General features: G+C 32.8%; 9 protein-coding genes and 2 pseudogenes. 5 read left to right on the top strand and 6 right to left on the bottom strand.

Going from position 1 to position 20,969, the window contains the following annotated elements:
* Positions 1-6: 6 nt before the first annotated feature.
* The 6 genes and pseudogenes from P5P89_RS00890 to P5P89_RS00865 form a co-directional block, all read right to left on the bottom strand.
* Positions 7-549, bottom strand: a complete 543-nt coding sequence (locus P5P89_RS00890) for a hypothetical protein (RefSeq protein ID WP_278010325.1) — start codon at positions 547-549, stop codon at positions 7-9.
* 253 nt (positions 550-802) lie between these two features.
* Positions 803-2,287 (bottom strand): RagB/SusD family nutrient uptake outer membrane protein, encoded by a 1,485-nt coding sequence (locus P5P89_RS00885; RefSeq protein ID WP_278010324.1) that lies wholly within the window; start codon positions 2,285-2,287, stop codon positions 803-805.
* A 13-nt stretch (positions 2,288-2,300) separates the two neighbouring features.
* Complete coding sequence (locus P5P89_RS00880) at positions 2,301-5,303, bottom strand: SusC/RagA family TonB-linked outer membrane protein (protein WP_278011965.1); 3,003 nt, start codon at positions 5,301-5,303, stop codon at positions 2,301-2,303.
* 649 nt (positions 5,304-5,952) lie between these two features.
* Positions 5,953-10,089: a hybrid sensor histidine kinase/response regulator transcription factor gene (locus P5P89_RS00875; RefSeq protein ID WP_278010323.1), complete on the bottom strand. Its 4,137-nt coding sequence runs from the start codon at positions 10,087-10,089 to the stop codon at positions 5,953-5,955.
* Positions 10,090-10,268: 179 nt separating this feature from the next.
* Positions 10,269-11,030 (bottom strand): MFS transporter, encoded by a 762-nt coding sequence (locus P5P89_RS00870; protein WP_278010322.1) that lies wholly within the window; start codon positions 11,028-11,030, stop codon positions 10,269-10,271.
* Positions 11,031-11,059: 29 nt separating this feature from the next.
* Positions 11,060-11,733: pseudogene (locus P5P89_RS00865) on the bottom strand (MFS transporter).
* A gap of 282 nt (positions 11,734-12,015) precedes the next feature.
* Here P5P89_RS00865 and P5P89_RS00860 point away from each other — a divergent pair.
* From P5P89_RS00860 to P5P89_RS00835, 5 genes and pseudogenes are all read left to right on the top strand, one after another.
* Positions 12,016-14,130 carry a thioredoxin domain-containing protein gene (locus P5P89_RS00860; protein ID WP_278010321.1) on the top strand — a complete coding sequence of 705 codons (2,115 nt, stop codon included), beginning with the start codon at positions 12,016-12,018 and terminating at the stop codon, positions 14,128-14,130.
* Positions 14,131-14,756: 626 nt separating this feature from the next.
* A complete protein-coding gene (locus P5P89_RS00855) occupies positions 14,757-17,348 on the top strand; it encodes a glycoside hydrolase family 31 protein (RefSeq protein ID WP_278010320.1) in 2,592 nt (863 codons plus the stop codon).
* Between the two features lie 54 nt (positions 17,349-17,402).
* Positions 17,403-18,361: pseudogene (locus P5P89_RS00850) on the top strand (glycoside hydrolase family 43 protein).
* Between the two features lie 114 nt (positions 18,362-18,475).
* A complete protein-coding gene (locus tag P5P89_RS00840) occupies positions 18,476-19,768 on the top strand; it encodes a family 8 glycosyl hydrolase (RefSeq protein WP_278010317.1) in 1,293 nt (430 codons plus the stop codon).
* 24 nt (positions 19,769-19,792) lie between these two features.
* Entirely contained in the window at positions 19,793-20,917 is a 1,125-nt protein-coding gene (locus tag P5P89_RS00835; protein ID WP_278010316.1) for an alpha/beta hydrolase-fold protein, read from the top strand.
* Positions 20,918-20,969: the final 52 nt, after the last annotated feature.

Raw genomic sequence — 20,969 nt, 5'->3', positions numbered from 1 at the left:
GAAATACTATACCATATCAGGAGGAGGGTAGTTAGTAGTAAAATACCCTGAAAGGAGTTTTCCTTTTGGATTGTATGAATTTAAAATAATAGTATAGAATAATTTAGTGTCAGTAATTGCTAAATTAATTCTATCATTAGGAATATAATCCTGTATAAAGGATTTCATTAATTTTTTACTTGGATTTTCTTTATTTGAATCAGTATCAAATATTTGACTGTCTACAATTTTTTTTAAATCATCATTCAACATCTGACGATGAGAATTCTTTAGACAATATAATTTTAAAACGTTGTTTATAATTCTTTTCTTAAAGACATGATAGGTTTTATTTTCTATCACAAAATCCTCATTAGCTTCCTCAAAGCCAGAATCTACAACATATGCATAAGGATCAATTTTAATTTCAATTACTTCAAAATTGGAGTTATCAGTTTTCTCCATAGCATTCACCCACACTTGCTGTTGTTGTTCAGCAAACATGATATAAAATCCTAAAACATTGTAAAACAACGTTACGATTAAAAAAAGCGATGCAATTTTTTTCATATGAAATAAAAACGGTTCAGTGTTCTTATATTATTTAATAATTGGTATTCTGTTTTTTGTAATAATTAATCATAGGAATTGTGAGAATAGATATTCTAGGGCTATTTTCTAATGGAATTAAAAATTAAATTTGGTGTGTAAGTTTAAAAATATATTCAGGCAGATAATTATTTTATCAGTTTAGTAAATAAACAGCGCATTTAGCATGCGCTGTTTATCAAAACACTAACTCAACCTAACTAACTTAAATCATTTAGTAACCAGGATTATTATCACTTGGTTTTATATTCGGATTAGAAGATGTTTCTCTGTTTGGTATTGGCCACAACTCACTTTTACCAGTTTGAAAACCAGTTCCGGCTAGCGCTGTATTTGCAATGCCCCATCTAATAATATCATCAAAACGAACTTGTTCGCCAGCTAATTCTACTTTACGTTCGTGAACAAGGGCGGTGAAAACCTGATCTTTTGTAAGTGTAGTTGGCAATAGAGGTACATTTGCTCTAAAACGAACTTCATTAATATAGCCAATAGCGGTTGACTGAACACCTCCGGTTCTTAGACTTTCACATTCAGCTTTCATAAGTAAAACATCTGAGTAACGCATAACTTTGAAGTTAATACTTGAATCAAGATTTTCATCAGTACGCTTATAATAGTTTTGATATTTTTTCCAGCCTGCTCTTCTAATCCCAGCTGAAGAGGTAAAGTTTGCAGCTGTCATTGTATTGTTTCCATTATTGTATTTTGATCCAGGAACATAAAAAGTATCTCCAAAACGTTTATCTCCTGCTTCATATTCATCCAGTAAATTATCTGATGGATATACATTGAACCATCCCAGATTTCCATATTCCTGGCCTCTAAGAGTTGATTCTGCAACACCGTCTCCAGCTGTATCGCTTCCCCATTTATCACCTACTCCAAGAGTTTCATCGTATTCAATCTCGAAAATAGATTCAGGACCATGTTCCGTTTCATCCATAAAATTGTTGTAAAAATTAGTTTCCAGGGTAAATCCTGTTACTTTATTAAAAGCTGTAAGAGCTTCATCATACTTTTTTTGATACAACAGGACTTTTCCCAGATAAGCAAAAGCAGCTTCTTTAGTTGCTCTTCCTTTATCTTCTACAGTTTTGCTTAAAAGATTTTTGGAAGCAAAATCAAGATCAGCTTCAATCAGTTTATAAACTTCTTCTTTTGAGCTTCTGGCTTTACCTTCAGTAGTCTGTGTAGTATAAATAGGTAAATCGCCAAAACGAGGTACTAAAAGGAAATAATAATAAGCTCTTAGAAAATGAGCTTCACCTAAAAATTTATTTTTTTGCTCTTGCGTTAAAATGGAATTAGGTAAAGCCTGAATTTTTTCTTCATTATCCAGTAAAAAATTAGTTTTTGATATTCCTAAGAAACATGTTTCCCAAAAGTACTGAATAATGTCGCTGCTTGCATCAAAAGTAAAATTGCTAAAAGGAACTTTATTACCTTCTAATTGTGGATTTCCTTTAGCTTCCTGAGACATAAGGTCTAATGCAAAGAAAATATGGCGCGCATAGAGTCCTCTTGTCTGCAAGTTGGCATAACAGGCATTTACAGCAGACTGTACCTGATTTTTCGTTTTAAAGAAAGTTTCAGGAGACAAAGCATTTGGATTATTTAATTCTAAATCCTTGGTGTCACACGAATTTATGGCCAAAATTCCAGACAATACTACAACTATATATTTTATTTTTTTCATTATCTTTTATATGTTAAAATGTAACTTCAAGACCAAAAATTACTGATTTTGGTTGTGGATATCTTCCTATATCAATACCTGCTGAATTTGAATTTGCATCCACACGTGCAATTTCAGGATCAAGACCAGAATAATTTGTAATAGTGATAAGGTTTTGCCCACTTACATAAAATCTTATGTTAGAAAAATATTTAGCAAATGCATCTCCTGAAAATGTATATCCTATGGTGATATTTTTTAATCTGGTATAAGAGCCATCTTCAACATATCGCTGACTGGCTGATGCCCAGTTTTGACTTGCACCAAGTGCTCTTGGCAATGTAGCAGATGGATTAGTAACGCTACCATTTACAACAACTGCTCTGTCTAAAACTTGTGTGCCAGAATTAAACAAACGCTGCATTGCTTCTAAGTCGAATTTATTTGAGTTAAAAACATCATTCCCGGATACTCCACTAATAAAGCAGTTAAAATCGAATTTTTTATATGCTGCTGTAAGGTTTAAACCGTATGTGAAATCAGGATATGGATTTCCAATGTTTGTTTTATCTTGTGAATTGATTACTTTGTCTCCATTACGATCAACAAATCTAATGTCACCTGGCTGGAAGGTAGTTTGCCCCGGAACTAAAACCGCATCGACTTCTGCCTGATTTTGATAAATTCCATTGGTTTGATAACCCCAGAAATAAAATAACGGCTGACCAACTTCTAATCTTGAGAATTGCTCTAAACCAGCTCTTCCTGATGGACCGCCTAAAACACTAGTTACACCTGGTGCTAAATAGGTAACCTCGTTTTTGCTGGTGCCTAAATTAGCTGTTGCAGACCAGGTAAAATCACCTTTTCTGTCATTATAACCCAATGTTACTTCGTATCCGCTTACTTTTACATCTGCAATATTACGTATTTGTGTTCCTCCTGGAGAACCAGTAGATGCTGCAAGTGGTACTGCAAAAAGGATATCACTACTTTTATTGTTAAAATATTCAACAGATCCTGTGATTGTTTCATCGAATAAACCAAAATCCAAACCTATGTTTCTGTCTAGTTTAGACTCCCATTGCAAATCTGGATTAGCAGCGCTTCCTGAAGTTGTTCCTATTCCTGCCTGTCCATTAAATGGATATGTATAATTAGTAGCTAAACTTGAGCTGTAACGATAATCTTCAATCTTATCATTTCCTGTTGTTCCTGTAGAAGCTCTAAGTTTTAAAGTACTAAAAATAGAATTTTCCATAAACCTTTCTTTGGCAATATTCCACCCTAAAGCGACAGAGTAGAAATTACCAAAGCGTTTATTAGCTCCAAATCGCGACGAACCATCTCTACGTCCTGAAACTGCAAAAAGATATTTATCATCATAATCATAATTAATACGAGCGATATAACCTAAATTGTTTGTCTCAAAATTATTTGAACTTAAGTTAGCATTCTGAAGACTTAACTGATCAATTTCATCAGAAATTAAGTTACGGCTTCCTGCGGTTACATTTCGGCTTTTATTCTCAATTTTGGTTATTACCCCTAATACTTCAATATTATGTTTATCTGCAATGGTAGTCTTATAAGTTAAACCATTATCAAACACAATAGTCTGCCCCTGAGAATTTATTTCTGCAGTTGTGGAGTAATCCTGAAAATGTGCTGATCCATCACGGAAACTAGGCACAAATGTATGATCTCTGGTTGAGTAATAATCTAAAGAAACCTGTGATCTGAATTTTAACCCTTTGTATATTTCTAATTCTGCGAAGATGTTCCCAATTATAGATACTCCGTTAACTTTTTGGTATCCATGATTGGCCACACGTACAGGATTTTCAGCATCTTGTCCATCAGCTGCTGAAGGACCCTGATATCCGCCTAAATTACTGGAATTGTAAACTGGTAAATATGGAGCCATTTTAATAGCATGCTCTAATAAAGTTCTTCCTCCTGCACTACGCTCCGGATTAGTAGTACTAAAGGATACTCCTATATTACTTCCAACGCTTAGTTTACCAATTGTTTGTGTGTTATTAGCACGGAAAGAATAGCGTTCAAAACCGGTCCCAATTAAGGTACCTTCTTGTTTTAAATATCCTGCAGAATATCTACTTGAAGAATTTTCAGAACCATTTGAGAAACTTAAATTATAATCCTGCATTAATCCACTCTGAAATATTTGATCCTGCCAATCGGTATTTATATTGCCAAACTCGGCTGCTCTTGCAGTTAAGTTACTTCCTAAATCGTTTGCATACTTAAGATATTGCTGTGTGTTTAAAACATCATATCTTTTGGTAACAGTTTGGCTCCCAACATAAGAACTAAAAGTTAATTGACCAGGACCTTTTTTTCCTTTTTTAGTAGTTACCATGATAACTCCATTAAAAGCCTTTGAGCCATATAATGCCGTTGTTGAAGCATCTTTCAAGACAGACATAGATTCAATATCGTTTGGATTTAATCCTGATAAGTTACCTACTAAAACCCCATCAACAACATATAAAGGATCACTATTATTCATTGTGGCTAATCCACGAATTTTAACCGTAGGGCTTGAACCTGGTGAACCATTTACTACACTAACCCCAGCAGCTCTACCTTGTAAAGCCGATTCAGCATTAGTAATAGGCACTGCTACAATATCTTTTGAGTTAACCGTTGAAACTGCTCCGGTAACTTTAGTTCTCTTTTGAGTACCGTAAGCTACAACAACTTCATTTAAGGTCTGTGTTGATTCTGCTAATTTGATATTGATAACAGTCTGTTCTCCAACGGTGACTGTTTTTGAAGTTAATCCAACGTAGGAAAATGTTATTTTGTCTGTCGCACTAACTCCTTGTAATGCGTAGTTACCATCAAAATCAGTTGATGCACTATTTTTGGATCCTTGTACATTAATACTGGCACCAGGCAATGGAACCCCGGAAGGATCCGTAACGACACCTTTTATGGTTTTAGTTTGTGCCATCACATTCTGAGTGCTAACTATAAGCAATGCGATTATTGCAAATTTCAATTTTAACATCATAGTTAATTGGTTTTTTTTGTTTAGTTAAATAATTGTTCGGTTGTAAAATTTGTTATTGTATTGAATTGTGTTTTCTGTTCTTTAAAATTTTAGAAATAGTAAATAATATGTTTTCTCAATTTATATTTTCAAATCATATTTTTTATTGTTCGTTTTTTTATTTTAAAATGGTATTCAATAAAATAATTGGTTTTCATTTCATGCTTTAGGTTTGTTTTAATTGTTAGTAATTATTTTTAGTTATTTGATAATTGTTAAACCCAAAAATATCACGTTAACATAAATTTCACATATCACAAATGATGCAAAAACTATCAATTTTGTAGCATAAGATGTACAAAACCAGTAAAACCAACATTTAAAGATGGTATCATGTAAGGAAATGTAACTTAAAAATTATTAATATTTTTATATTATTTTTTTAGTATCAGAAAAAATAAAAGATATTTTTTTTGTATTTGATAATAGTGGAAAATTAAAATGTAAGAGAAAAATTAGAAAAAGAATGAATTTATATTAGATATAACTAGAATGATTTAGTTAAAAAAATTAGATAAAAGAATACTCTAAACAGACACTGCCTCTAAACAAAAAAAGCTGTCCTTTTGAGAGACAGCCACTTTTTAAATGTTTTAATTTTTATTATTTATTGTTTATTATTATGTGTTGGTAGATATCCGTATTTTTCTTTATAGCATTTTGTAAAATAGGAAGGAGAACTAAAGCCAACCTTATAACTAATCTCTGTTATATTATCATTGCCCAGTTCTATTAGTTCTTTTGCTTTTTCTAAACGAACGTTACGTATAAATTCATTTACAGATACACCCGTTAGCGTTTTAATTTTTCGATACAACTGACTTCTGCTCAAAAATACTTTCGAAGCCAAAACTTCAACGCTTAGCTCGGGTTCACTAATGTTTTCATTAATGTAATTCAGGGTGTTTTTTATAAATTCGTTATCTAAGGTAGTTGTTTTTTCTTTTGCTTTTGGCGTAATTCCATTGTAGAATTTGTTAAACATAATCTGCCTGCTGTTGATTAATTGTACCAGACTTGATCTCAAAATGTCCATGTCAAAGGGTTTACTCAGGTACATATCCGCACCAGAATCAATACCTTCTAATTTATCTTTAATCAGGGCTTTAGCAGATAGCATCATTAATGGAATATGACTTGTTTTTAAATTGGACTTGATATTTTTGCACAATTCCAGGCCACTCATTACAGGCATAATTACATCTGTTAAAATTAAGTCAGGCAATTTTTGCAAAGCTAATTCCAAACCAACCTGACCGTTTTCAGCGACTAAAACTTTATATTCTTTTTTGAGTTCGTTTTTTAAATAATTTCGAAGTTCTACATTGTCTTCAACAATCAAAATAGTATAAATCCGATCTTGCTTTTCCTGATCATCTTGTGATTGATCCTCTGTTTTTTCAATTACTGGTGTATAGCTTATCTTTTTCTCTTTTTTATATTCCTCTAATGATATTTCGTTCTCATTAAAAAAATCTTTCCCAACGGGAAATATTAGTTTGAAAGTGGTGCCAACTCCCAATTCACTTTCTACTTCAATCATTCCTTTATGTAGTTCCACAAATCCGCGTACAACTTCTAATCCTATTCCGGTACTTCCATAATAAGCCTTATTTAAGTTGTTGACCTGATAAAAACGGTCAAATATTTTCTTAATATCTTTTTTGTCAAGTCCCGCGCCGTTATCTTCCACAATAATTTCAAATGAAGGATAAGTGTTGGTGGAATTGATCATCGGAAAATTTATAAATTCCTCATTCACCACTATTTTTACCTTTATTTTTCCATTATCGGGAGTAACTTTAAAAGCATTTGAGACTACATTAAAAATAATTTTCTCGAACATTTTAGGGTCTATCCAGTCTTTTAAAGATGTTTTGTTGGACTCAAACTGCAGATGAATACCCCTGCTGGATGCTTCCTCATCAAAATAACTGACGATTTCTTTCGTAAAGCTTATAATCTCAATAAACTGAAGCTTAATCGTCATTTGGTTAAACTGCAATTGGTTGAAATCCATTAATTCATTAATTAATCTGGAAAGCCTGTCTGAACTTTTTTGAATAGTTTTTAATTTACTTACCACACCTTCAGGTAATTCTGTACTGTTATTTTTTATTATATCTCCTAATGGATTTAAAATTAAAGTAAGCGGAGTCCTGAACTCATGTGATATATTGGTAAAGAATTGTAATTTTTTATTATTTAATTTTTCAATTTGAATCGCTTTTTTCTGTTCAAACTCTATCATTTGTTTTTGTTTAAAACGATTTTGATAGTATTGATTTGCAAAATGGACTGCAGCGAATAATAATAAGGAATAAAAAAGATAAGCAAAAGATGTTTTCCACCAGGGTGGTAAAATTTCCATTTTTAATTCTAATGGTTTGGTATTCCACACCCCATTTTTTTCTGATGCTTTAACCTTAAAAACATAATTGCCTGGTGCTAAGTTAGTGTAAGTGGCAGAACGTTTACTGCCAACATAATTCCATGAATCTTCAAATCCCTCTAAATAATAAGCAAATTCATTTCTGGCAGGAAAAGAATAATTTATAGCAATGAAATCAATTGTAAATACAGACTGATCATGTTTAAGGATTATTTTTTTTGTTTCTGATAATACTTTAATCAGGGGTGAATTTTTTTCGAGTGGCGCTACTGACTTGTTAAAAAGTTTTAAATCAGTCAGGTAAATTGGAAGCTGTTTTTTGCTTCTGACTAAACTTGCAGGATCAAAGTAATTTACGCCTTCGTAGCTTCCAAAATAAAGCAGTCCATTTTTATCTTTTAGGACAGAATTATTATTAAAGTCGTTTCCAAGCAATCCATCATATGTAGAATAATTGAGTGAAATTTTGTTTTTTAAATCAAGTTTGGTAATTCCTTTTTTGCCACTTATCCAAATAGATCCGTCATTCGATTCAGAAATGGACGAAATAGATTTTTCATGTAGTCCCTTGAAATTAATATACCATTTTAATACATCTGTTTTTTTATTGTAGCTAAATAGTCCGGCACCATCAGTACCAATCCAGATTTCTTTGTTGCTGGCTTGATATAAGGTGTTGATGGTATGTGTACTTTTATGATTTTTAAGCTTTTCAGACATTTTATTCCGAAAAGAAGTTACTGAAAAAGTGACAAAATCATCCGTATTAACTTTGTAGAGACCTGTTGTTGAACCCACCCAAACAGCATTGTCAGAATCAGCAATCACTTTTCTGATATCTAAATTAGTCAGGCCATTTGTATAAAATGGTTTAGAGTCGCAATGGTGAAATTTTCCATCTGATGGCGTATAATAATGAAGCCCTTTCGCAAAAGTACCTATCCAGATAACACCTCTGGAATCCTGAGCAATACTCATAATATTGTCTGAAGTCAAACCAGGAGTATTTTTTGTATTGTAATTAATAAAATTTCTGCTGCCTTTTTTTAAAACAAAAATGCCCTCATTCCAGCTTGATAACCAAATGTCCTGATTTTTATCTATAAATACGTTTGTGATATTGTCATTGGTTAATCCTGAATACAGGCTGGTATCAGATTTTGTAATATGTCTAAAAAGTTTAGTTTTCGGATTATAAACATCAACACCGCCGCCTTCCATAGAAATCCATAACTGGCCTTCACTATCCTTTGCGATACCGGTCACACAACTAGTTTGTAATGATTGGGGATTTCCCGGGAGACTTTCTATAATATTTACTTTGCTGTTTATCTTATCAAAAACGCCAAGACCTTTGTTATAATAACCCAGCCAGATTCTTTTTTCTTTATCTAAAAATAATGACCAGACAGAGTTTGAGCTTAAACTGCGGCTATTGAATTTGCTGTTGACATATTTTTTCTGGATATCGCCCTTATCATCTACAATAATTAGCCCATCGTTTTCTGTGGCACACAAAATAGTTTTAGGGTCTGTTGCCAGTATAGACATAATTCTTTTTGTGGTTATGGGATACAATATAGCTTGTTTGGTCTTCTGATTTAAGTCTACTTTTACCAGCCCTTTATAACCATTACCAATCCATAAATTTTGTTTACTGTCAATGCACATCGATACTAAAGTCCCTTTAAGCAGTTGATCGGCATAGTTGATTTTAACTTTTTTGATTTTATTTCTTATTGGATCAACTACTTTCAGGCCAAAATTAGTTCCTAAATAGATCGTACCATTTTTATCTTTTGCAAGACAATTAATAAGGCAATTTTCTGAATTTGGGATGTCCAGTTTTATTGAAGTAATTTTTCGGGTATTTGTATTTAGTTTTAATAGGCCGCCATTAAATGTTCCCAAAAAAAGATTTCCATTATTATCTTCTATAATACTTTTAACAGAAATTACCGTTTCGTTTCCGGTTTTCTTTTGAATTTCAATATTCTCAAAAGTATTCAAATTTCTGTTATACAGGCATAAACCTTCGTCTGTGCCTACCCACAATCGGTTGCGCTTATCTACGTAAATAACGTAAATTAAATTGCTATTAATAGAATTGGTTATTTTAGAGTTTTGCTCATAAGCCACATAGTTAACTCCATCGAATTTGTATAGACCAGCTCCGTTTGTGCCAATCCAGATAACTCCGGACTGATCCTGTGCAATGGTGTAAATGCCGCTCTTGGAAGTTTCTTTACTTACGAGTCTAAACTGGTAGTTTTCAAATGTATTTTGAGAAAACAAACAATGAATTGTAAAGAATAAGATGACACAGATTCTAAAACATTTTTGTGGAAGCATTTATATTATAATTAATGAAATTAGAATTAAATATATACTATTTTAATTGAAAACCAACTATTTGTTTTTTTAGGATTCAATTTTAGTACTATTTTAAAGATATTTTTATGTGTGTTTTTTTATCATAAATGAATAAGATTAGTCTAAATAACCTGAATTTTATGTTGTCCAAAACCATATTACTTCTCTCTTCTTTCTCTTAAATCATTTTCAATTTCAATTTCCATATCTTTATCAATTACATAAAAGCACAATAAAACAGCACTTATAATAAATATAAAACCAGGATAAATACTTATTGATAATTTAATTCCTTCAAGAGCTGCTGATACCTGATGAACTTCTTCTGCTACATAACCATATTTGGATAAAAAAGCGGCTCCCAAAGCACCTCCAATACTTATTCCTATCTTTAATCCGAAAATCATTGCCGAAAAAATTGTTGCTGTTGCTCTTCGGTTGTTTTTCCATTCGCTATAATCCGCTACATCAGCGATCATTGCCCATAATAACGGAATTGTTATGCCATAAATAAATCCGTGTATTAATTGCGTAACAAAAACCATTGTAATAGCTGTTTTGCTGTAAAAATTAAAAAGCAATAAGCTTATAGCTGATAAAAATATGAAGGTGATGTAAATATTTCTTTTTCCAAATGCATTTGCAAGTGATTTTGAAAACATAATTCCAAAAATCATAAAAAGAATTCCACCAGCATTAAAAAGACTAAAGGCAGTAGTAGGAACATCTTTTGGCCACTGAAGATCTGTTAATCCAATTCCAGTTAGCAAATTATTCACTGAATCAATAAATGCAGTAAAGCCAATATCCTTTAAAAAAAGAGTTTGTGCAGCAGGGTCTAAATAATATTTAAAATAAAAAACATACATTCCGCCCTTTAAGGACAAGGTTATAAAAACCAAAATAGTAACTAATACCATAACAATCCAGGGGCCGTTTTTAGATAAATCTATAAAATCCTGCTTAACGGTAGATTCCTGATTTTTTTAGGAACGATTCTTTCTTTCGTTGTGAAGAAAGTAATCAGCAAACAAATTACCCCTACAACAGCAAATAATAGCATTGTATTTTTAAAACCAACAGCTTTATCACCGTGCCCCAAAATTAAAACGAGTGGCAATAAAAGCGACTGAATTATAAATTGAGCTATCATTACAGCTACAAAACGATAGGAAGAGAGACTGTTTCTTTCTTTCATATCGCCTGTCAACACACCGCTTAAAGCAACATAAGGTAAATTGTTTGCGGCATAAATTAAGACTAGAAAAAGTAAGTAAGGAATGTATAGGCTATTTTGCCTCTCAGCCCAAAATCCGGGGTTAGAAAAGACAGGACTGATGCAATCCCAAAAGGAAATGCGGTCCATAATATCCAGGGTCTGAATTTTCCCCATTTGGTTTTGGTACGGTCAGCAATAATTCCCATAACGATATTGAAAAAAGCACCTATAAAACCACCAATAAAAATAATAACACTTGCTGTTCCGGCTGGAATTTTATAAACATCTGTGTAAAAGAAAGCCAGAAAGGTCAATAATGTCTGAAAAATCAAATTTGCTGCAAAATCACCTAAACCATAACCTATTTTTTCTATTACTGAAAGTTTTTGTGATGTGTTATTCATATAAGACGCTGTTTTTTATTGGTAGCTATACCAATTTGAAAAATATTATTTAAATAAATTTTATCAGAATGAACATGTTTTTTATTCATTTTCGATAAAAACTAATCGGTAAAAATAGCTTGAAAGTTGAAATATGATTGTCAATTTTGAAGCGTTTAATAGCATATTTGAAGCATAATTTGACAGCATTGAATCTATTAAATATAAATTGTTATTTTAGCTTCTTAGTTAAAAACATGCCCTCATTTTCATATAATTAATCACTTGTTTTATTCAATTTATATGCGTTTTTTATCCCTTTTATTAATCATTTCGTGTCTTATTATCAGCTGTAATAACAAACAGAATAATCAGGAAAATCATAAATATACCAATGACCTCATTGATGAAACGAGTCCATATCTTTTACAGCATGCACATAATCCGGTAAATTGGAAAGCATGGAATAATGAAACCCTTGAAAAAGCAAAGAAAGAAAACAAACTCATTATTATTTCTGTAGGTTATTCGGCATGTCATTGGTGTCATGTGATGGAAGAAGAGAGTTTTGAAAACCAAGCTGTAGCGAAATTAATGAACGATAATTTTATCAGTATAAAAGTAGACAGGGAGGAGCGTCCTGATATTGACCAAATCTACATGAATGCAGTACAATTGATGACAGGAAAAGGTGGTTGGCCATTAAACTGTATTGCGCTTCCTGATGGTCGTCCTATTTTTGGAGGAACATATTTTACAAAAGAGGAGTGGACTAAAGCGCTGACTGAAATCTCTGATTTGTATAGAAACAATCCCCAAAAAGCTATTGAATACGCAGATAAATTAGTAAAGGGAATTAAGGAATTACAATTAATTACAGTCAATAACGATGAAGCCAGTTTTAAAAAATTAGATGTTTTTAAAACTGTAAAATCATGGCAGAAGGATTTGGATTATAAAGAGGGGGGATTAGTTGGTGAAACCAAATTTCCAATGCCGGGTACATTAAATTTTTTGCTTAGATACAGTATTCAGAATAATGATAAATCCATTGAAAAATATGTAGAAACGACACTTACCAAAATGGCTGACGGAGGAATTTATGATGCGATTGGTGGAGGCTTTTCAAGATATTCAGTAGATACAAAATGGCATATTCCTCATTTTGAAAAAATGCTGTACGATAATGCACAGTTAGTAAGTTTATACTCTGATGCATATCTGGTTACCAAAAATGAGTCATATAAAAAAGCAGTTCATGAAACACTGGATTTTGTAGAGAGGGAGCTTATGGCTTCTAACGGTGCTTTTTATTCTTCTTTAGATGCAGACAGTAAAAATAAGGAAGGAAAATTAGAAGAAGGGGCGTATTATATCTGGACCAAAGAGGAGTTACAGTTTTTATTAAAATCGGATTATGCTCTTTTTCAAAAATATTTTAATATTAATGAAAACGGGTTATGGGAGAATCAGAAATATGTTTTGTTTAAAAATCAATCAGATAAAGATTTTGCGATAAGTAATAAATTGAATCTGAAAGAACTGGAAGCCAAAGTAAAAAACTGGAAGCAAATAGTATTAACAGCCAGAAACAAAAGATCCCGGCCTCATTTGGACAATAAAACCCTTACTTCCTGGAATGCTTTAATGATAAAAGGATACGTTAGTGCTTATCGTGCATTCAAAAATCCGCATTACAAGCAAATCGCATTAAAAAACGCCAGTTTTATTGTAAATAACCAGCTTAAAAAAGATGGAAGTTTAAATCACAGTTATAAAGAGGGAAAAAGTACTATCACTGGTTTTTCTGAAGATTATGCCACAGTTGCAGATGCATTTATTGCAATTTATCAGATTACATTAGATGAACAATGGTTACGCAAAGCCAGGCAATTAACAGATTATGCGATGAAACACTTTTGGGATAAAAAATCAAATATGTTTTATTTTACGTCTGGCAGTTCGGCAAGTCTAATTGCTAGGAAGATGGAAATTGCTGACAATGTGATTCCAGGATCAAATTCAATTTTTGCCAATAATTTATTTCACTTGGGGCATTATTATTCTAATGATGTATATGCCAAAACAGCTGAAAGAATGCTAAATAATATAAAAAATGATGTATTGCAGTCACCAGCAGAATATTATAACTGGTTGAATTTAATGCTGAATTATACCGATAATTATTTTGAAGTTGCCATTTCGGGAAAAGCTGCTATGACTAAAGCAGTTCAGTTTCAAAATTACTATTTGCCCAATATTCTTATAGCCGGTTCTACAAAAGAAAGTAGTCTTCCAATTTTAAAGGATCGTTTTGTAGATAATGAAACCTATATCTACGTTTGTGTAAATAAAGCTTGTAAGAAACCCGAAAAAGAGGTCAGTACAGCTGTTACTAAAATAAAAAATAGTTTATAAGGATTTAGTATCTATACTGAACGCTATTAATAATGAATATTGTGTTTTTTTAACTATATAAATACATACAATGTTTTTTAACTGTTGTATTTGTTTAAAATTAACAATTAAAATATAAAACAACCGATTGTTTTATGAAATGTTTTTGTATATTTGTAATAAATACACTTATTGTCTACGATAGTTTATTTTTTATTCGACATAGATTATTTTTAAGTTTCTCATAATAGAATCATAATATAAAGTTTGTGTATCATTTGATAGGAATTTGAATGCAGTTTAAAAAGAGGATGCATCTTTTTTATTTGTATTCTATATAAAAATATAGTTGACGTCAGAAATAAGTAAAATTATTTTGAGCAGGATTTAAAAGTTTAATATTTGGTTATATTCCTAGTTGTATAGATAGTTTATAACTAATGTTAGTTAGTGTTAGTTTTTTAAATTAAAGCCGGAAGTTCAAATCCCTTTCGGCTTTTTTATTCCAAAATTATAAATGAATTACCAAACGAAGCCAGGAGTTTTCAATTGTATGGGATGATACAAAACTCATTACTTCTTAGGTGAGTTTTTTTAGTTTCATTAATACCAATCGAATAAATGATAATTTAATATATAAAATAAAAATGCAAAAAACAGTTTACATTTTAATTTTAGGCTTTTTATTCACTTCAATTAGTGCACAACAATATAAAAAGCATACACTTAGTAAAGATAAATTGGCTATTGAATTATCTGAAGGTGTATTAAACATAATTCCTCTTACCGAAAAATCAATACGAATACAATATGAAATAGGAACGTTAAAAGAAAAACAAGAGTTCGTCCTGATAAACAAACCAAAGGTTCCTAATTTTAAATTTAAAGAATTCTTAGAAAATTTACAACTGGCTACAAAAGAGTTAACTGTTTCATTTAATAAAAAAACAGGGGTTATTACATACAGTGATACATCAGGAATTTTTCTAACTGAAAAAGCAAATTCACGAATATTAAAACCTAATACTGTTATGGGTGAATCGTGTTTTGTAGCTGAACAGGGTTTTGAATCTCCTAAAGATGAATATTTATTTGGATTAGGACAGTTTCAGGATGGTTTTTACAATTTAAAGAATGTAACCAGAAAGTTAATACAGGTTAATACACAGATTGCTATTCCGTTTTTAGTATCCAATAAGGGATATGGTTTATTATGGCATCAGTATGGTGTAACTTATTTTAATCCAACCAATAAAAATATCGACTTAATTAGAAATACAATAAATGAAGGTGAAAAACGTGAAGTTGAAGTAACTACAACTTCAGGTACACAAAAAGTTTCGCAACAACAATCTGTTTACTCCGGAACTTTTTCGATCGCTAAAGAAGGAAAATATTCACTAATGCTGGATCTTGGAGACATGGACAGCCGTCATTTAGTTTTGATTGATGGGATAGATGTAATCAATCAATCTAATTTATGGCTGCCGCCAGCAGTAAGTAAACTGGTTGAGTTAAAAGCAGGTGAACACACTGTTAAAGTGGTTTGTAAATCTAGTAATACACCATCTCTTAGTTTAAAACTTACTAATAATGAAACTGTTTTTAATTCACCCAATGCCAAATCGCTTGATTATATTGTTTTTGCAGGAAAGGATACGGATGAAATCATAGCTAATTATCGTAACCTTACGGGAAGTGTACCAATGCTGCCTAAGTGGGCATTTGGATTTTGGCAGTGCCGTGAGCGATATACTTCTGGTGAACATTTGGTCTCAACAATCAAAGAATTCAGAAAACGTAACCTGCCTGTAGATGTAATTGTACAAGACTGGCAATATTGGGGGAAATATGGCTGGGGTGTTCCTAAATTTGATGAAACACATTATCCGGAACCTGAAAAATTTATAAAAGAAATCCATGATTTAAATGCTCACTTTTCTATTTCTGTTTGGGAGAATTTAAATAAAGAATCAGAAATTGGTAAAGAATATGTGTCAAAAAACTTATTTATTCCTAATAGCCCATGGATTGACATTTATAATCCGGAAACGCAAAAAACACATTGGAACGCACTTAATAAAAATTTATTTGCGCTTGGCGTTGACTCCTGGTGGATGGATGCAACTGAGCCCGAAAATGATGCGTTAAGAGGTAAACAAACTTATTTTGGGCTGGGTGATTTTTATCGTTTAACATATCCATTGTTTGTAAGCAAAGCTGTTTATGAAGGTCAAAAAACTACAAATCCTGAAAAAAGGGTAACGATTCTAACCCGTTCAGCATTTTTAGGACAGCAGCGATATGGAACAATTAATTGGTCAGGCGATATAGGATGGGACTGGGATGCTTACAAACGCCAAATCGTTGCAGGTTTAAATTACAATGTAACAGGAATGCCTTATTGGACAACCGATATTGGTGGCTTTTTCCGTCCAGGATCAGAACAGTATAAAAATGAAAAGTATCATGAGATTCTGACTCGCTGGTTTCAATGGGCAGTTTTTAATCCAATATTCCGTATGCATGGTTATCAAACTGAAACTGAACCGTGGAGGTATGGAGAAAAGGTGGAAAATAACATGCGTTCTATGCTCAATCTTAGATATCAGCTAATGCCCTACATCTATTCAGAGGCCTGGCAAATATCTAAGTATAACTCAACTTTAATGAGACCATTAATAATGGATTTTAGTAATGATACAGTTGCTGTAAGTCAGGCATATCAGTATATGTTTGGAAAATCATTATTAATAGCGCCAGTTACAGCACCTGAAGTAACGAAATGGGATGTTTATTTACCAAAACAAAACGCATGGTATGATTTCTGGACCGGCAAAAGATTCGAAGGAGGACAAACAATAGAATCCCCAGCTGCTTTAGACAAAATACCGGTTTTTGTAAAAGAAGGCTCGATCGTTCCTATGGGAAATGTGATTCAGAATACGCAAGTGAAGCAGGATGAACTTGAAATTCGTATTTACACAGGTAAGGATGCAAGTTTCACTTATTATAATGATGAAGGCGATAACTACAATTATGAAAAAGGAAAATATATCGAAATTCCAATAACCTGGAATGAAAAGAATCAAACTTTAACTATAGGAAAACAAATTGGCAGTTATAATGGTCAGACAAAAACATACACAATGAATATTGTATGGATATCTGCAAAACAAAAGAGTGATATTCCTAAAAAAGTAAAATATACAGGTAAGCAGGTGCTGATTAAAAAGTAATGAATTAAAAAAAAGAAAACCACATAATTATCTATAACCAAAAAAACTATAAACATGAAATTAAATATCAGGATTTTATTGATGTTTTGTTGTGTTTCAACATTTGAAATAACAGCACAAAACCCTATCATTAAGCACATTTTTACTGCTGATCCTTCGCCTATTGTTCACAAAGACACTTTGTTTTTGTACACAGGACATGACGTAGCGACCGAAGCAGATACTAATTATAAAATGGCCGATTGGCATGTGTTTTCCACAACCGATATGGCAACGTGGAAAGATCATGGGGCGCCACTTTCACCAGGTACTTTTTCATGGGCTACAGGAGATGCCTATGCCGCTCAGTGCATTGAAAGAAATGGTAAATTTTATTGGTTTGTTTCGACATTTCATAAAAAAGATGAGGTGAGCGGAGGCGGAGCTGCTATAGGTGTTGCAGTTTCAGACAGACCAACTGGCCCTTTTAAGGATGCAATAGGTAAAGCTCTTGTAATTAATGAAATGACAACTGATATGAAACATTCCTGGGATGATATTGATCCTACAGTTATGATTGACGACGACGGGCAGGCCTATATGTATTGGGGAAATGCTAGCTGTAAATGGGTAAAGCTTAAAGAAAACATGATTGAGATTGATGGTCAAATTAACTATTTAAAACCAAAAAACTTTATAGAAGGGCCGTGGATATACAAAAGAAAAAAATGTATTATTTAGTATATGCCAGTAAAGGAGAAAAGGCAGAAACAATAGAATATTGTACATCAGATAGTCCAACCGGACCTTGGAAACATCAGGGTTTAATACAAGAAAATGTAACCAATAGTTTTACAACACACCCTGGAATTATAGATTACAAAGGCAAATCATACTTTTTTTATCATAATGGAAGTTTGCCTACTGGAGGAAGTTACAGGCGTTCAGTATGTGTGGACTACATGTATTATAATGCAGATGGAACTATTCAAAAAGTAATACAAACTACTAAAGGGGTAGATAAAATAAAATAATATTTCTCATTTAATTGAACGAAAATAAATCATTCTCATCTCTATTTGAATGGAAAAACTTTGGCTTCGAAGTTTAAGTTCATTCCAGATTAGAATTAAGATAAAAAATATAAAATGAATAAAAAATTTAAAAGAGACACACATGTTAAAATTCGTATTTTAATACTGATTTTCGGGTTTTTTGTACCCGTTTTAGCGATTTGCCAGAATAAAAAGAAAACAGAAAAATCAGAGTCTAAAATACCGCATTATCGTAATCTATTTAAAGAAGCAGGATATAGTCAGGACGAAATAGATAAAAAAGTCTCCAAAGCTTATTATGATGTATTTGAAGGGCCAAATAAAGTTTATTTTGAAGAAGGTGATTCTTTAGGATATGTTTCTGATGTAAAAAATAAAGACGCACGTACTGAAGGAATGTCATACGGAATGATGGTTGCAGTTCAGCTCAATAAAAAAGATGTTTTTGATCGTCTCTGGCGATGGTCAGTAAAATACATGCAACATCAGGATGGACCAAGAGAAGGCTATTTTGCATGGAGCGTAAATCCTGAAACCAAAAAACAAAATTCGCCTGGCTCTGCATCAGACGGAGAGTTGTATTACATTACCAGTTTGCTTTTTGCTTCGAACAAATGGGGGAATGATACTGGGATTCATTACTACAATGAAGCAAGAAGAATATTAGATGCCATGTGGAAAAAAGATGGTACTGGTAATATCCATAATGTCATTAATACAGAGCATAAACAAATATCATTTGTGCCGGAAGGACGAGGATACGAATGGACAGACCCATCCTATCATGTTCCGGCATTCTATGAAATATGGGCTTTGTATGCCAAAGACGGACATGAACAGTTTTATAAAGAATGTGCTGAAGTTTCCCGTAATTTTCTGCATAAGGCATGTCATTCCGTAACAGGCTTAAATTCGGATTATACAGAGTTTAGCGGAGAACCACACCCTACACCATGGATGCCTCCCGCATTTCGTTATGATTCCTGGCGTGTTCCTATGAATATCGCTATGGATTATACCTGGTACGGAAAAGATAAAAAGTGGCAGGAAGAATATGCTGTAAAATTTCAAAACTTCCTTAGATCTAAAGGAATAGAAATGTTTGTAGACCAATACAATCTTGATGGTTCCACACCAGATTTTATTCTACAGGCCGGACCAGTCAAAAAACTCAGACACTCAATAGGATTAGTTGGAACTTCGGCCACAGCATCATTGGTCAATCAAGATAAAAAAAGCCTAGATTTTGTTCATGCACTTTGGAAAGCTAAGCTTGAACCTTATGAAGATGGCTATTTTGATCCTTATTATGATGGGCTAATGTATCTCTTCAGTCTGATGCATCTTAGCGGTAAATACCAAATCATAACTCCGACAGTTAAATAAATTTTAATCTAAAAAAATAGAAATATGAAACAATATGCAGTTGCAATGCTATGCGCATTTATTTTATCAGGTTTTGCAGGTTTTTCACAAACAAGTCAGGCTTCCATTGTTGAGGATTTCAAACCTTCATCAGTTAATCAGCCAGGTCAGGAATATCCGCAGGTTAATTCTCAGGGTTATGCTCGCTTTCAAATTTTGGCTCCTGAAGCTAAATCTGTCGTTGTCAGTCTTGGCTTAGGTGGTGCAAAAGGAGGGACTGCTCTCACCAAAAGTGAAGATGGCTATTGGAGAGGAACTACAGCCAATATCATGGATGAAGGTTTTCATTATTACCATGTGACTGTCGACGGAGGTGTTTTTAACGATCCGGGGGCACTCAATTTTTATGGCTCTACACGCTGGGAAAGCGGTATCGAAATTCCGGCACATGATCAGGATTTCTATGCACTAAAAGATGTTCCGCACGGAAATGTACAGCAAATTCTTTTCTCTTCAAAAAGCACTAATACATCCCGCAGGGCTTTTGTTTATACTCCGCCTGGTTACCATAAAGACAAAGCTAAACAATATCCGGTTTTGTATTTGCAGCATGGCTGGGGAGAAGATGAAACGGCCTGGAGCAATCAGGGACGTGTAAATTTAATCATGGATAATTTGATTGCAGAAGGAAAAATTAAACCATTTATTATTGTAATGACTTACGGAATGACAAATGAAGTGAAATTTGGTGGTTTGTCAAGTTTCAAAATAGAGCCTTTTCAAACGGTTCTTGTAGATGAATTAATTCCGTATATTGATTCTAATTTTCGCACAGTTGCTAATCATAGTAATCGTGCAATGGCAGGTTTATCAATGGGAGGGATGGAAACAAAAAGTATAACACTTAATAAACCTGAAGTTTTCTCTCACTATGCACTCCTTAGCGGAGGAACTTATAAACCAGAAGATATTAAGGATAAATCAAAAGTAAAACTTATCTTTTTAAGTTGTGGAAGTAAAGAACGTCCTGACGGTGTTAAAAGCGCTGTGTCAGGCCTTAAAAATGCCGGTTTTAATGCAGTTTCCTACGTTTCTGATAATACCGGACATGAATTTCAGACCTGGCGCCGAAGCTTTAAAGAATTAGCTCCACTTTTATTTAAACAGTAGATTTTTAATTGTATGAATCTATTGATCTGAATAAGTACAAAATTGCTGATGA

This window comes from Flavobacterium gyeonganense, from assembly GCF_029625295.1.
In the GTDB taxonomy this organism is placed as follows: Bacteria; Bacteroidota; Bacteroidia; order Flavobacteriales; family Flavobacteriaceae; genus Flavobacterium; species Flavobacterium gyeonganense.
The sequence above is the reverse complement of the archived record's forward strand: the minus strand, read 5'-3'. Positions and strand labels throughout refer to the sequence as shown.